Raw genomic sequence first — 13,636 nt, 5'->3', positions numbered from 1 at the left:
CCCCTTCCCTTCACACCCCCGCCCCGCTATCTCACCGCCCAAGCAAACAAGGGGGCCACCACCATGGCACTGGGCAAATTCAACGCATCCGAGGCCGAAGCCCGCATCTACGCCGACTGGGAAGCGGCGGGCTGTTTCAAGGCGGGCGCCAACGCGCGCACCGACGCGGCCACCTATTGCGTGATGATCCCGCCCCCCAATGTCACAGGCGTCCTGCACATCGGCCACGCCTTCAACAACACGCTGCAGGACATCATGGTCCGCTGGCACCGCATGCGCGGCTTCGACACGCTCTGGCAGCCCGGCACCGACCACGCAGGCATCGCCACGCAGATGGTCGTCGAACGGCAGTTGATGGAAACCCAGCAACCAGGCCGCACCGCTCTGGGGCGCGAGGCGTTCACCCAGAAAATTTGGGACTGGAAAGCGCAATCCGGCGGCACCATCCGCGACCAACTCAAGCGCCTCGGTGCAAGCTGCGACTGGTCGCGCGAAGCCTTCACCATGTCCGGCGCACCGGGTGCGCCTGCGGGCGAAGACGGCAACTTCCACGACGCCGTCATCAAAGTCTTCGTGGAGATGTACAACAAGGGCCTGATCTACCGCGGCAAGCGGCTGGTCAACTGGGACCCGCATTTCGAGACGGCCATCTCCGACCTCGAAGTCGAAAACACCGAAGTCCCCGGCCACATGTGGCACTTCAAATACCCGCTCGCGGGGGGGGAGACCTACACCTATGTCGAAAAAGACGAGGACGGGAACGTCACGCTGACCGAAGAGCGCGATTACATCTCCATCGCCACAACCCGCCCCGAAACCATGCTCGGCGACGGCGCGGTCGCAGTTCACCCATCAGATGAACGCTACGCCCCAATCATCGGAAAACTCTGCGAAATCCCGGTCGGCCCGAAAGAGCACCGCCGCCTGATCCCCATCATCACCGACGAATACCCCGACCCCGACTTCGGCTCGGGCGCGGTCAAGATCACAGGCGCCCACGACTTCAACGACTACCAGGTCGCCAAACGCGGCGGCATCCCGATGTACAACCTGATGGACAGCAAGGCCGCGATGCGCGCCGACGGCAAACCCTACGCCGAAGAAGCCGCCGTGGCCCAGGCCATCGCCAACGGCGACCAAGAGTTCGACGAGGCCATGGTCGCAGCCATGAACCTCGTCCCCGACGCCTACCGCGGCCTCACCCGCGAAGAGGCCCGCAAACGTGTCGTCGCCGACATCACGGCCGAGGGCAACGCGGTCACGCACAGTATTGAGACCGATGAGGGCACCGAAGAGGTCCCATACGTCGAAAACAAACCCATCATGCAGCCCTTCGGCGACCGCTCCAAGGTGGTCATCGAACCCCTGCTCACCGACCAATGGTTCGTCGACACCGCCAAGATCGTCGGCCCCGCCCTCGACGCGGTCAAAAACGGCGACGTCAAAATCCTCCCCGAGAGCGGCGAGAAGGTCTACTACCACTGGCTCGAAAACATCGAACCCTGGTGCATCTCGCGCCAGCTGTGGTGGGGGCACCAAATCCCTGTTTGGTATGGGCCAAACCGACGTTTCGAAGACAAAGACGGATCCAGGGTTATGGTCCACGACTTCGAAAAGCCCATCGCACTCTGTGGTGCAACTTTCGAGGACGCCGCCGCAAGCGCTCGTGAATACTACCGCTCTTCGGAAACGCCCGAACCGGAAATGATCAGCGAAGTTTCTTCGCGGGAAGACGCAGTGGCGGGCAGCATCGCCCGCTCCGCCTGCCTCTACCGCGACCCCGACGTCCTCGACACTTGGTTCTCCTCCGGCCTCTGGCCCATCGGCACCCTCGGCTGGCCCGAGGACACGCCCGAACTCGCAAAATACTTCCCCACCTCCGACCTCATCACCGGCCAGGACATCCTGTTCTTCTGGGTCGCGCGCATGATGATGATGCAACTGGCAGTCACCGACAAAATCCCCTTCGACACCGTCTACCTCCACGGCCTCGTCCGCGACGCCAAGGGCAAGAAGATGTCGAAATCCACCGGCAACGTCATGGACCCGCTCGACCTGATCGAGGAATACGGCGCCGACGCCCTGCGCTTCTCCTCCGCCGCCATGGCCTCACTCGGCGGGACACTCAAACTCGACATCCAGCGCATCGCTGGCTACCGCAACTTCGGCACCAAACTCTGGAACGCCGCCAGCTACGGCGAGATGCGCGGCGTCTTCGACCTGCCGCACAGCGCAGACGTGCCCGAGACCAAACACCCGCTCAACCGCTGGATCAAAGGCGAGATCGCCAAGACGCGGCAGATCGTCGATCAGGCCCTCACCGACTACCGCTTCAACGACGCGGCCTCGGCGCTCTACGCCTTCACCTGGAACACCTTCTGCGACTGGTACCTCGAATTCACCAAACCCATCTTCGACGAAGGCGCACCCGAGGACATCGCAGAAACCAGGGCCACCTACGCCTGGGCCCTAGACCAATGCCTGATCCTGCTGCACCCGATCATGCCCTTCATCACCGAAGAGCTCTGGGGACAAAAGGACCGGCCCGAAAAAGGGAATGGCACAAACAAACTAGTCCACGCCGACTGGCCCACCTACACCACCGATCTGGTGGACGCGGACGCCGACGCAGAACTCAACTGGGTGATCAAACTGATCGAAGCCATCCGCTCCGCCCGCGCCCAGATGCACGTCCCCGCAGGCGCCTACATCCCTTGCGTGGTCAAGGGTTTCGAGCCGCAAGCCAAAGCCGCCTACGACCGGAACAAGGCCCTCATCCACCGCTTCGCCCGGCTTGAGTCGCTCGAAGAAGCCAACGACTTCCCCAAAGGCACCGTGGCGCTCGCCATCTCCGGCGGCACCTTCGGCCTTCCCCTCGCCGACGTCATCGACGTCACCGAAGAAATCGCACGGCTCGAGAAAACCCTCGGCAAACTCGCCAAGGAACTGGGCGGCCTACGCGGACGGCTCAAAAATCCCAAATTCGCGGAAAGCGCACCAGCAGAAGTGGTCGAGGAAACCAAAGCCAACCTCGCCGCCCGCGAAGAGGAAGAGGCCAAACTCCAAGAGGCACTCACCCGCCTCAAGGAACTCTGACGGCAATCATGGGGGCTGCCGCCCCGTCGCCCCAAGGGGCGCCTCCCCGCCCGTATTTGTCAAAGAGAAGAAGCCCCAATCCTCTTCTTCTGGCTGAAAATACCTCGGGGAGTTTGAGGGGCAGAGCCCCTCATTCACAAAATAAATCGCGTCGCGGCTTGCCGCGTCCGCATTAAAACGGGCCGACCCGACAAAACCGGATCGGCCCTTCGCTTCAGTCCGCCAGCCGGACGATGTCCCGCATCAGCCCCTCGGCCCCGTTATGCACGGTCAGCCGCTCGACCTTGCCGGCAATCGTCTCCAGCGCTTCCAGCTCTTTCAGCCGCAGCATGACGGGGTTTTCCGCCATCACCTTGGCCGTGTTGAGCAGCGACCGCGTGGCGTTCGTTTCCTCCCGCCGCCGGATCACGTTGGCCTCGGCCTCTTTCTGGGCCGCAACCACCTGGTTCAGGATGTCCCGCATCTCGCCGGGCAGGATCACGTCTTTCAACGCGATCTCACCCACCTCGATGCCCAGACCGGCCATCTCCGACCGAACCCCGGCCGCAGCCTCGGCGCTCACCGACACCTTGTCCGCCAACACCTCGTCCAGCGTCAGCGCCCCAAGTGTCTTCCGAAACGCCAACTGCAACGACAGGTGAAGTGCTGCGACAAAGTCCTTGGCGTCGGCCACCGCCCGCATGGGGTCGGTCACCCGGTAATCGGCGCTCAGGTTCACCCGCAGCGACACCCGGTCCCGGGTCAGGATCTCCTGACCGCCGACCTCATGGGCCTGCCACCGTGTGTCCACCAGCTTGATCAGGTGCTTCCGACCCAGCATCCAGAACCAGTGCGTGCCCGCAGGCACCTGCCGCGTGACCACCCCATCGACCGACAGGATGCCCACGTGACCGGCAGGCACCTCGGTCGAGGTCAGCGCCCGGGTCAGACCCGACCGCATCAGCCGTTGGGCCAGGGCTACAGGCACCTCGTGACCGTCCGACAGCTCAACCCGATCTACCGTCCAGGGTCCCGCATCGGTCCAGACAAAGGTCCGGTGATCCGGTGTCACCACCTCGAACGCCCGGCCATCCCGGTTCAGGATCGCCACCTCGTCCGCACCGGTCCGCACTTGCGTCAGATGCGCCTCAACCAGATCGGGCCGCGTTTTCACTAGCGCGTCGATGTACTCCGATGTGAAGTGAGGTTTCGACATGTCGAACACCAGAACGTCCGTATTGCGCCGAGCAATACCGTGCCGTCCGGGGCCCAGAATGGTGTCAAACCGGCCCTTGCGCATCACCAGCGCCCGCTCGGTTTCCGTCAGGGTCAGCATCCGCCGGCCCATCACAAAATCTATCACTGTCATGTCGTCTCTCCTTCATATCTTTCGGATCATCGTCGTCGCAAAGCGCGAACTCCTTTTGGTTTTCAGGGGGTTGCAGCCAGAACGGCTGACAGGTGTAAAGCCCCGCGAAGGGCAGAAAAGACCCGGAGCCGCCCCGCGCCAAAACCGAAGGTGAAGCCGGGGGCGAGCGGACGCCGCAGCACAGATCGGGGCATGGGGCGGATCGAAATCCACCCGGCCCGGACCGGCACGTCGAACGTCATCACCCCCGCGCCCGACCACCGGTCAGAGCAGGTGCGGACCCTTTGGCACAGCCACCGAAGCGACCAAACCGCGAGGTCCACCCCTGCTGGGGCAACCCCGGATCCGAAAATGGTGAAGCCCTTTCAGGCCCCTATGGGAGTCGAACCCAAAGTGTTTCCACTTAACCCATGGTCGTTGTGACGGGAGTCGAACCCGCGACACTCAGATTAACAGTCTGATGCTCTACCGATTGAGCTACACATCGTGCGTGGACCTAAACCACGTCCCTTTGGTCAACCCGGCCCTGGCATACGAGGTCGGCAGCGCCGCCCGCACCGGAAGAGTGATCACCTCTTGCCGCGAGGGTCCGACCTGATCTGTCGGGAGGCGCTGTATCGGCGGGGTTAGGGATTCGATCAACGCCGGTGTTTACGCAGCGGCAGCCCCTGTGGCGCCCGCGCAACAATATTGCGCACTCGCGCAATAAATGAAAAGGCGCAAGCCGTGTATCAAGTTCGAAACGGGCACTCGCCTCCCCGCTGCGGACAGAAAGTTGCGCCAAAATCCGAACACCGCCCGTTGCGTTAACACCTGCCGCAGCGCCCGATGGGGGTGCACAGGGGCTGTACGCATGCTGCACGGTAGGTGACACCTGTCACCAGCCCTCAATCTCTATAAAAACAGGGTAAACCGCGCCCCGCGACTCACCCCTCGAACACAGGTGCCCGCTTCTGGATCTGCGCCGCCACGACCTCCATCTGCTCCGCCGTGCCGATCAACTCCGCCTGCACCCGGCTCTCCTCCAACAACACCTCATCGGCCCCATGGGTCTCTGCATAGCAGATCAACGCCTTGGCCGCTCGCAGCGCGGACGGCGACTTCAACGTCAACGCCTCCGCCAACTCCATCGCGGCCGCCACCGGATCGTCCGCCAGGTCCGTCACCAACCCCCAAACCTCTGCTTTCTCAGCAGAAATCGGCTCCGCCATATAGGTCAGCTTGCGCAGCACATCCGACCGCACCAAACGGGGCAGCAGCACCATGCCGCCCATATCCGGCACGATCCCCCACTTCATCTCCATCACGGCAAAGCGCGCATCCCGCGCCGCAATCCGAATATCCGCGCCCAGCGCCAACTGCATGCCTGCGCCAAAGCACACACCATGCACGGCAGCAATCACCGGGATCGGACAGCGCGCCCACACCATCGCCACCTCCTGCCACTGGTTCGTGGTGCCGTCCCCATGGGTGCGCGGCATCAGCAACGCATTGGAATCCTTACCAATCATCGCCCCCAAGCCGCCCACATCGATGCCCGCGCAAAACCCCTTTCCCTCGCCCGAGATCACGCACACCCGCGCCTTGCTCTCAGCCACCTCCAGCCCCGCCGCAATGATCGCATCGATCATCGCCTGATCGACGGCATTCATCTTGTCCGCGCGGGTCAGGCGCACATGGGCGATATGGTTGTCGTAGGTGACAGAAACGCGGTCAGACATGGGGGCACTCCTCTTTGCCAACACCCAACCGCATCGCCGCACCCAGCACCAGCAAAACGTAAGGGCATTGCCCCGGACCGGCGCCCACGCTACCCCTTCGCACCATGACAGACCTCCGCCTGACCCCGCTCGCCGCCAGCCTGCCCTCGACCGTCCCCTTCGTCGGCCCCGAAGCCCAGGAACGCGCGCGCGGCGCGGCCTTCGACGCCCGCCTCGGCGCCAATGAAAGCGTCTTCGGCCCCTCCCCGGCGGTCGCCAAAGCCATGGCACACTCAGACATCTGGAAATACGGCGACCCCGAAAATCATGAACTGCGCCAGGCACTTGCCACCCATCACGGGATCGACCCGGCGAACATCATGGTGGGCGAAGGCATCGACGGCCTGCTCGGCTACCTCGCCCGCCTCTTCGTCGGCCCCGGCGACCACGTCGTGACATCGCTAGGCGCCTACCCCACCTTCAACTACCACGTCGCAGGCTACGGCGGCACGCTCCACACGGTGCCCTACGCGGACGACCACGAAGACCCCGCCGCTCTCTTCGCCAAAGCGGCAGAGACGCAAGCCAAGCTCGTCTACCTCGCCAACCCCGACAACCCCATGGGCACATGGCACGACGGCGAAACACTGACCAAAGCGCTCGACGACCTGCCCAAAGGCACCGTGCTGGTGCTGGATGAGGCCTATATCGATTGCGCCCCGCCCGGCACCGCGCCCGACATCGACGCAAACGATCCGCGCGTGATCCGGATGCGCACGTTTTCCAAGGCCTACGGCATGGCAGGCGCGCGGGTCGGCTACGCCATTGGGGCGCCTGACCTGATCAACGCCTTCAACAAGGTGCGCAACCATTTCGGCATGAACCGCGCCGCCCAAGCCGGCGCGCTCGCAGCCCTGAACGATCAGACATACCTCGCAAAAACCGTGGCCCAAATCGCCGCCGCCCGGACCCAAATCGACGACATCGCCCGCAGCAACGGGCTCACCACCCTGCCGTCGGCCACCAATTTCGTCGCCATCGACTGCGGCCGCGACGGGGCCTTTGCCAAGGCGGTACTCGACGGTCTGATCGCCCGCGGCATCTTTGTCCGCATGCCCTTCGCCGCCCCGCAAAACCGCTGCATCAGGGTCAGCTGCGGCAGCCCCGCCGACCTCGACGCCTTCGCCGCCGCCCTCCACCTTGCGCTGGAAGACGCCAACAGGGGCTGACAGCCGCGCGCCGTGGACTATAGTCAAAGCGCACCCATCGCTCTCAGGGGACGCCATGAACGACCACCACACCGGCACCGCACCGAACTATACCAAGGCCTGCATCGTCATGTTCGGGGTCAACATCACATGGATCCTCGTGGCGATCTGGGCGATCTGGGGGCTGATCGCGGCCATGCTGCTGGCGCTTGGGGTCAACCACCTGATTGAACGAGGCAAGGTCTGGGCCGCCGAGCGACAGGCCGCCTCCATCCGGCGGGGCAAGCCACTCTAGCGTGTGAAACCCCACAAACAACTGACACAACCGACGGCGAAAGCATGCAGGACCATACGATCCGCGTCATGCAAATCTGGCCCAAACAGCAATCATTTCTGCCCTAATCAGACTTTGGCGCACCGAGCAACGAAGGGGGCCTTCGAACTCAAATCGACTGATGCTGCAAGAAATACGAATGTCGGCTTTAACTCTGTTTGGGCACAAAGCACGCAACTGGTCTCGCAGCCGTCTTTGGGTACGTTGATTGTGCATTCAGGCTGGGCCGATCTTTATCATTTGGCGCATCGGCTGGTCACCAGAGATGTGACATGGACCAGTTACACTGGCAATCTCAGGTATCTGGCGGTGAGTGCGGCAATCCAAAATGACCGATTGGATATGCTGCTCGCACGGCGCCGCAAGATCAGCCGTTGATCAGCCCACTTTTGGCAAACAGCTCTTGGACCTGTGCAGGGCTGTTGCCCTCTCGCGTGATGACGACGTGGAGGGTGTAGTAGCCACTGTTGTCGTCGAACGCGTCGCTCTTGTCGAATGCGACCAGGGCAGCCTCGCCACTGTCGAGTTTGACGGTGCCGTTCATCGTGCCGTCTAATGCATCACGGCACAGAAAGAATGAGTTGTAATCGTCCTTCACCAGCGACGGTGTGTACGAGACGAGACGACCGCGTTTGTCATAATCGCTTGCGTCGTGTCGGCCGGGTTGCGTGTTATCGTTGCTGAAGATTGTACTTCTCGCTTCAGGCATGCAAACGATAACGCCACCTTCGTCGTGTTGGAACGCACCGTTCGGATCGGCCCCGAAAGCGTCACGGTGTTTGCCATCGGAAGTCTTATCGACAAAATACTCAGCGATTTCAGTCGTCGCGGTATTGAACACCGGGGCCGCGGCCGCAAATGCACCATCGGACACCACCGTTAGGCCAACTTGAGTGATTGCACCGACAACGGCGACAACACCCGCAATCGGGCTCAAATCCGTAGCACTGAAAGAGCAAACTCCTTCTGCAAAAGTGACAGCCAGATTGTCACCCTGAAGCATGCCCTCAATCACAATGCCTCTGGGGTCGTTACTGCTTAACGTGACCCAGAGCCCGTAACCAATCAATTCCCCATTCTGGTATTGCGCGTCTATCACTCCCAAGTTGATGATATTGCTGAGCTTATCAGAATCCGTGGTGGCCATTTGATGCTCCATGAACGTTGAAGAGTGCCGAACGTAACAACCGCATTGGCAAATTCATCAACAAGAGGATGAGGTCTGGGCAGAGCGGTAAAAATGAGGTTGGGGCATTTTCTGTGCAACGTCAGCTTCACAAATTTAGTCTGCCTTGCAAGGAAAAATCAACCCAAGATAGTATTGCATTTCGGAACACCTTTGGGTTTCCCAAAAGTGCCCCTCTCTCAAGTTCCGGCGCCACCGAGCCCGTTGTCGCGGTGTATATGTTTGTGATCTTCCGGTTGCTGGCTGACACAAACAGCAGACCGTTTTAAAAGACGCATCTTTCCCAGACATCAGCGGCGTTACCAGCGGTATTTCCAACCGATGATGAGTAGCCACAGTGGCGACAGTGGTGCACGCTGAAAGAAGCCGTTCGCGACGATCCCAACAATGCCCGCTTCGTCCGCCTTGCAGGCGTTACACTTCTGTCGGGCCAATCATCACAATGTGGAATCATTTGTTAAATACGGCGCTGGATGGAGGACATCAGAGAAGCCAACAGGGGCCGATGGGTCGGTCCTTCGCGCAAATGTCAAAACTGCCTGCCCCCAAGTACTGTCCGCAAACGCCGGCATGTAGAACGCGCAATCCTTGCGGATCGGATGGACCGCGGCACGCAGGGCCGAACACTCGGACCACTGCGCATTGTAACGACAGCAGGTGCTCTAGATCTTCGCAATCTCAGTAGCGGCGGCGTCCAGCGCACCTTGACCATGCGGCACGCCCAGCGCGGTCAGACCGGCCTCGATCCCGCCCAGCAGACCCATGATCATCTGCCCGTTCACATGGCCCATATGGCCAAGCCGGAAGAACCCGTGCCAGGCCGGGTCGCCCGGCGGTGCCATGCCCAGACCAATGCCAAGGGTCAGACCCAGCTTGGCTTCCGTCCAGTCGCGCAAGGCGGTGGCGTGCGGCGCCTCAAGGCGCAGGGCGGTCACCGCGCAACTGCGCTCTGCGGGCGCGGCCACGTTCAGCTCCAGCGGCCCCTCCGCCCCCCATGCGTCGCAGGCAGCCCAGATGGCGCGGGCCAGCCGTTCGTGACGGGTCCAGATCGCCTCCATCCCCTCGGCATGGATCATATCCAGCGCGGTGCGCAGACCATAGAGGTGATGGGTCGGCGCGGTCCCGTTCCAGTACATAAAGAACTCTTCGGGGTTGGCGCGCGGCGACCAGTCCCAATAGCGGCTCACCCGTGGCATCGCACGGCGGACCGCATCCGCCTTGTCGTTGAAAAAGACAAACGCCATGCCCGGCGGCACCATCAGCCCCTTCTGGCAGCCCGCCACCATAACATCGACGCCCCAGGCGTCCATCTCGAATCGGTCACAGCCCAGCGACGCGATGCAATCCGCCATCAACAGCGCCGGGTGACCGATGTCGTCCATCACCCCGCGCAAGGCCGCCACGTCGTTCCGGATCGAGGTCGAGGTGTCCACATGCACCGCCAGCACCGCCTTGATCTTGTGGCCCGTATCCGCGCGCAAGGCTTCCGCGATCCGGTCCAGATCCCAGGGCGCCCGCTTGCCATGATCAATGATCCGGGCCTCGGCCCCCAGCCCCTCGGCCATCTCCGCCCAGCCATGGGCAAAGCGGCCCGTCGCGGGGACCAGAACCGTCTCCCCCTCCGCCACCGTATTGGCCAATGCAGCCTCCCACGCAGCATGGCCATTGCCGATATACATGGCCACATGCCCCTCGGTCCGGGCCACACGGCGCAGGTCGGGCACAAGGCTGGCCGCGATGTCCACGATCTCGCCCGCATAGATGTTGGGCGCAGCCCGGTGCATCGCCTGCAACACCGCCTCCGGCATCACCGACGGGCCAGGAATGGCCAAATACTCACGTCCGCCCAAATGCTTGCCCGATGATGTCATGGAAACGCCCCGCCGTATTGAAGTCCCGCGCACAGTAGCGCTGCGCCAAGCGGCGTCAATCGACCCCGGCACACATCAGGGCCGCCGATAGCGCTCTGCCAGCCTTTCGGGACTGACGCCCGCAAAATAGCGCATCAACGTCCACAAATTACGCGCCCCACGGCGCAGCCAGCCCTGACGGCGATACTTGTCCGCACTGGTCACAGCCACCGCATCCAGCGGCACCAACGCGCCGCGCAGCGCACGGGCCATAGCGACATCCTCCATCAGCGGAATGTCTGCATAGCCACCCACACGGGCATAGTGATCACGCCGGACCAGCAGCCCCTGATCGCCATAAGGCAACCCGAACAGACGCGACCGCAGGTTCGCCCATGCCGCCACCAAATGCCCGCCGCGATCAAAGCGCAGCCTGAAATACCCCGCCTCCCGCCGCCCCAGATGCGACACCACAGCGTCGGTCCAGCCGGGCGCAAGGCAGGTGTCGGCATGGATCACCAGAAACCACTCCGCCCGCGCCACGGCCACACCCCGGCGCAACTGCCCCCCGCGCGACGCAGGGCCAGAAACAATCTCCGCCCCCCACGCATCGGCCAGCACAAGGGTATCATCGGTCGATCCCCCGTCACTGATCACAAGCTCCGCAATCAACCCCGAATCCACCCCCTCCATCAACGCCTCCAGACAGCCGCTCAGGCTGGTCCCGGCATTCAAGGTCGGCACGATGACAGAGATGGGTGCAGGCACGCCAAGGCCCCTTTCGATTGGTCCACGCGCTGCTATATGACAAGGGACGCCCGCAAAAGGAACTCACATGTCCGACCGTCACATCTTCCGCCTCTCCGGCCCCGACACGCACAGCTTCCTGCAGGGGCTCGTGACCAACGACGTGGACGGGCTGAAAGACGGGCTGGTCTACGCGGCGCTGCTCACGCCGCAAGGCAAGTACATGGCCGACTTCTTCCTGATCGCCGACGGCGACGCGGTCCTGCTCGACGCCCACGCGGACCAGGCGGACATACTCCGCCAACGGCTCACCATGTACAAATTGCGCGCCAACGTCACGCTGGAGGACACCGACCTGCACCTGCACCGCGGCACCGGGGACACCCCGCCCGACGGGTTCGCCGACCCCCGGCACGCCAATATGGGCTGGCGCGCCTACCGCGACACCGCCCAGACGGACGACACCACCGATTGGACAGCGCTCCGGGTGGCACACATGATCCCCGAAACGGGTATCGAACTGACCCCCGACACCTTCATCCTTGAGGTCGGGTTCGAAGCACTCAATGGCGTCGACTTCCGCAAGGGCTGCTATGTCGGCCAGGAAGTCACAGCCCGCATGAAACACAAGACAACCCTGCGCAAAGGGCTGGCGTCGGTCCGGGTCACAGGGGCCGCTGACACCGGCACCGAAATCAAATCAGGCGACAAACCCGCCGGAACGCTCCTGTCACGCGCGGGCGACACGGCCATCGCCTATCTCCGCTTCGACCGGGCGGAGGGCGACATGCAGGCGGGTGAGGCCACAGTCACCCGCGCCGACTGACAGGTCATAAAGCGCACCCCTTGCCGTCATCCTGTCCGCATCTGCACGGCAGGCGAGAGGCCGTGCATCCTGCCCCGGACATCCATCACAAAAAGCGGCAAACGCGATCAGCTATGCCGCAACCCGAACAGTACGACGCCCCAACAGGGCAAGCGCCAGCACCACGATCCCACCCGACATCATCGCCAGCGCCGCCCAGCCAAGGCTGGACAGAACCCACCCCGCCGCAAAGGCGCAGACAGTCGACACAAGTGCAATCACCGTATCATTGGCCCCCTGCACAGCCGCCTTCTCCTCCTCGGACACGGCGGCATCCAGCATCGTGGTGGCCCCGATGAACCCAAAGTTCCACCCGACCCCCAGCACGATCAGCGACCCATAGAAATGATGCGCCGACAGGCCCAGTGCGGCACCTGCGGCGGCGGCCACAATCAACGCCAGCCCGACCATCGCGACCCTGTGCGCGCCAAAGCGCTGGATCAGAAAGCCAGTGAAAAAGCTGGGTGCAAACATCGCAACGATGTGCCAGCGGACCACATCACTGGCCGTCGCGTCGCTGAACCCGCATTCCACCATGGCAATCGGTGTTGGGATCATCAGAAAAACCATGATGCCCTGCGACACCGCCGCAATGGCCACCGCCCGTGCAATCGCAGGGCGGCGCAGCGCGGCCAACCCGGTCAACCGCTTGCCCCCCTGATCCGTCCGCACCCGTGCAGGTCTGGGCATCCGCACAATGGCAAGGGGAACAAGACCCAGAACCGCAATCACCCCCACTGCCGCATAGGCACCGACAAACGGGATGGGCGCGAGCATGTCCTTGGCCGCGATAAACACCTGCGGGCCCACGATGGCCGCAATCAGCAATGAACTCAGCATAAGCGAGATTGCCACCGGTCGCATCGTGGCCTCCACCACCTCGCCCGCTGCGAACCGGAAATACTGAAACGACGACCAACCGGCGCCCATCAGAAAATGCGCGACGATGAGCAACGCAAAATTCTGCGCATAAACAGCCTGTATCGCCGCCCCTGCCCCGACCAACGTGATCAGCGCGCCAAGGGCAAACCCGGCCCGCCGTCCGAACCGTCCCATCAGCAATGAAAACGGGGCCGCCGCAAACAGGGCCGCAAGCGTCTGAAACGACGATGGCACGGTCGCCAGCGCAGGGGACGGGGCCAGCATCAACCCCGCCAGACCGCCCAGGATCAACTGCACCGGAAACGCCGCCCCCAGAACCGTGTTGGCCAGCAACAGCCCGGCGAAGTTTCGGTTTTGCAAAATGGAGGCGACGGGCATGGAAAACGGGCTTTCACAATCGAACGGTTTTCACATGTTATA

General features: G+C 62.8%; 11 protein-coding genes and 1 tRNA gene. 4 read left to right on the top strand and 8 right to left on the bottom strand.

Annotated elements, in window-relative coordinates:
* Positions 1–63: 63 nt before the first annotated feature.
* The gene (locus RA29_RS07345; RefSeq protein WP_039684494.1) at positions 64–3,096 is read left to right on the top strand and encodes a valine--tRNA ligase; all 3,033 of its coding nucleotides are present in this window, start codon (positions 64–66) and stop codon (positions 3,094–3,096) included.
* Between the two features lie 214 nt (positions 3,097–3,310).
* Here RA29_RS07345 and RA29_RS07340 read toward each other — a convergent pair whose 3' ends face one another.
* From RA29_RS07340 to RA29_RS07330, 4 genes are all read right to left on the bottom strand, one after another.
* Complete coding sequence (locus RA29_RS07340) at positions 3,311–4,444, bottom strand: slipin family protein (protein ID WP_052249522.1); 1,134 nt, start codon at positions 4,442–4,444, stop codon at positions 3,311–3,313.
* 62 nt (positions 4,445–4,506) lie between these two features.
* A complete protein-coding gene (locus RA29_RS23385; protein WP_152612959.1) occupies positions 4,507–4,686 on the bottom strand; it encodes a hypothetical protein in 180 nt (59 codons plus the stop codon).
* Positions 4,687–4,855: 169 nt separating this feature from the next.
* Positions 4,856–4,931 (bottom strand) — tRNA-Asn (locus RA29_RS07335).
* Between the two features lie 439 nt (positions 4,932–5,370).
* Complete coding sequence (locus tag RA29_RS07330; protein WP_039684492.1) at positions 5,371–6,165, bottom strand: crotonase/enoyl-CoA hydratase family protein; 795 nt, start codon at positions 6,163–6,165, stop codon at positions 5,371–5,373.
* A 104-nt stretch (positions 6,166–6,269) separates the two neighbouring features.
* Between RA29_RS07330 and RA29_RS07325 the strand changes: the two genes are divergently transcribed.
* Together RA29_RS07325 and RA29_RS07320 are read left to right on the top strand one after the other, a co-directional pair.
* The gene (locus tag RA29_RS07325; protein ID WP_039684490.1) at positions 6,270–7,373 is read left to right on the top strand and encodes a pyridoxal phosphate-dependent aminotransferase; all 1,104 of its coding nucleotides are present in this window, start codon (positions 6,270–6,272) and stop codon (positions 7,371–7,373) included.
* Between the two features lie 55 nt (positions 7,374–7,428).
* Positions 7,429–7,647 carry a hypothetical protein gene (locus RA29_RS07320; RefSeq protein ID WP_039684488.1) on the top strand — a complete coding sequence of 73 codons (219 nt, stop codon included), beginning with the start codon at positions 7,429–7,431 and terminating at the stop codon, positions 7,645–7,647.
* 406 nt (positions 7,648–8,053) lie between these two features.
* Here the strand turns inward: RA29_RS07320 and RA29_RS07310 are convergent, their stop codons facing one another.
* From RA29_RS07310 to RA29_RS07295, 3 genes are all read right to left on the bottom strand, one after another.
* Complete coding sequence (locus RA29_RS07310; protein ID WP_152612958.1) at positions 8,054–8,833, bottom strand: hypothetical protein; 780 nt, start codon at positions 8,831–8,833, stop codon at positions 8,054–8,056.
* Between the two features lie 701 nt (positions 8,834–9,534).
* Positions 9,535–10,743 (bottom strand): aminotransferase class V-fold PLP-dependent enzyme, encoded by a 1,209-nt coding sequence (locus RA29_RS07300; RefSeq protein WP_039684480.1) that lies wholly within the window; start codon positions 10,741–10,743, stop codon positions 9,535–9,537.
* A gap of 75 nt (positions 10,744–10,818) precedes the next feature.
* Positions 10,819–11,490, bottom strand: coding sequence for a TIGR04283 family arsenosugar biosynthesis glycosyltransferase (locus RA29_RS07295; RefSeq protein ID WP_039684478.1), 672 nt, complete (start codon positions 11,488–11,490; stop codon positions 10,819–10,821).
* A gap of 67 nt (positions 11,491–11,557) precedes the next feature.
* Here RA29_RS07295 and RA29_RS07290 point away from each other — a divergent pair, with 67 nt between their 5' ends.
* Positions 11,558–12,295, top strand: a complete 738-nt coding sequence (locus tag RA29_RS07290) for a folate-binding protein YgfZ (RefSeq protein WP_039684476.1) — start codon at positions 11,558–11,560, stop codon at positions 12,293–12,295.
* Positions 12,296–12,406: 111 nt separating this feature from the next.
* On the opposite strand, the gene RA29_RS07285 is transcribed toward RA29_RS07290, so the two are convergent.
* Positions 12,407–13,594 carry an MFS transporter gene (locus RA29_RS07285; RefSeq protein WP_039684474.1) on the bottom strand — a complete coding sequence of 396 codons (1,188 nt, stop codon included), beginning with the start codon at positions 13,592–13,594 and terminating at the stop codon, positions 12,407–12,409.
* Positions 13,595–13,636: the final 42 nt, after the last annotated feature.

The sequence above is a fragment of the Tateyamaria sp. ANG-S1 genome, assembly GCF_000814025.1.
GTDB lineage: Bacteria > Pseudomonadota > Alphaproteobacteria > Rhodobacterales > Rhodobacteraceae > Tateyamaria.
The sequence above is the reverse complement of the archived record's forward strand: the minus strand, read 5'-3'. Positions and strand labels throughout refer to the sequence as shown.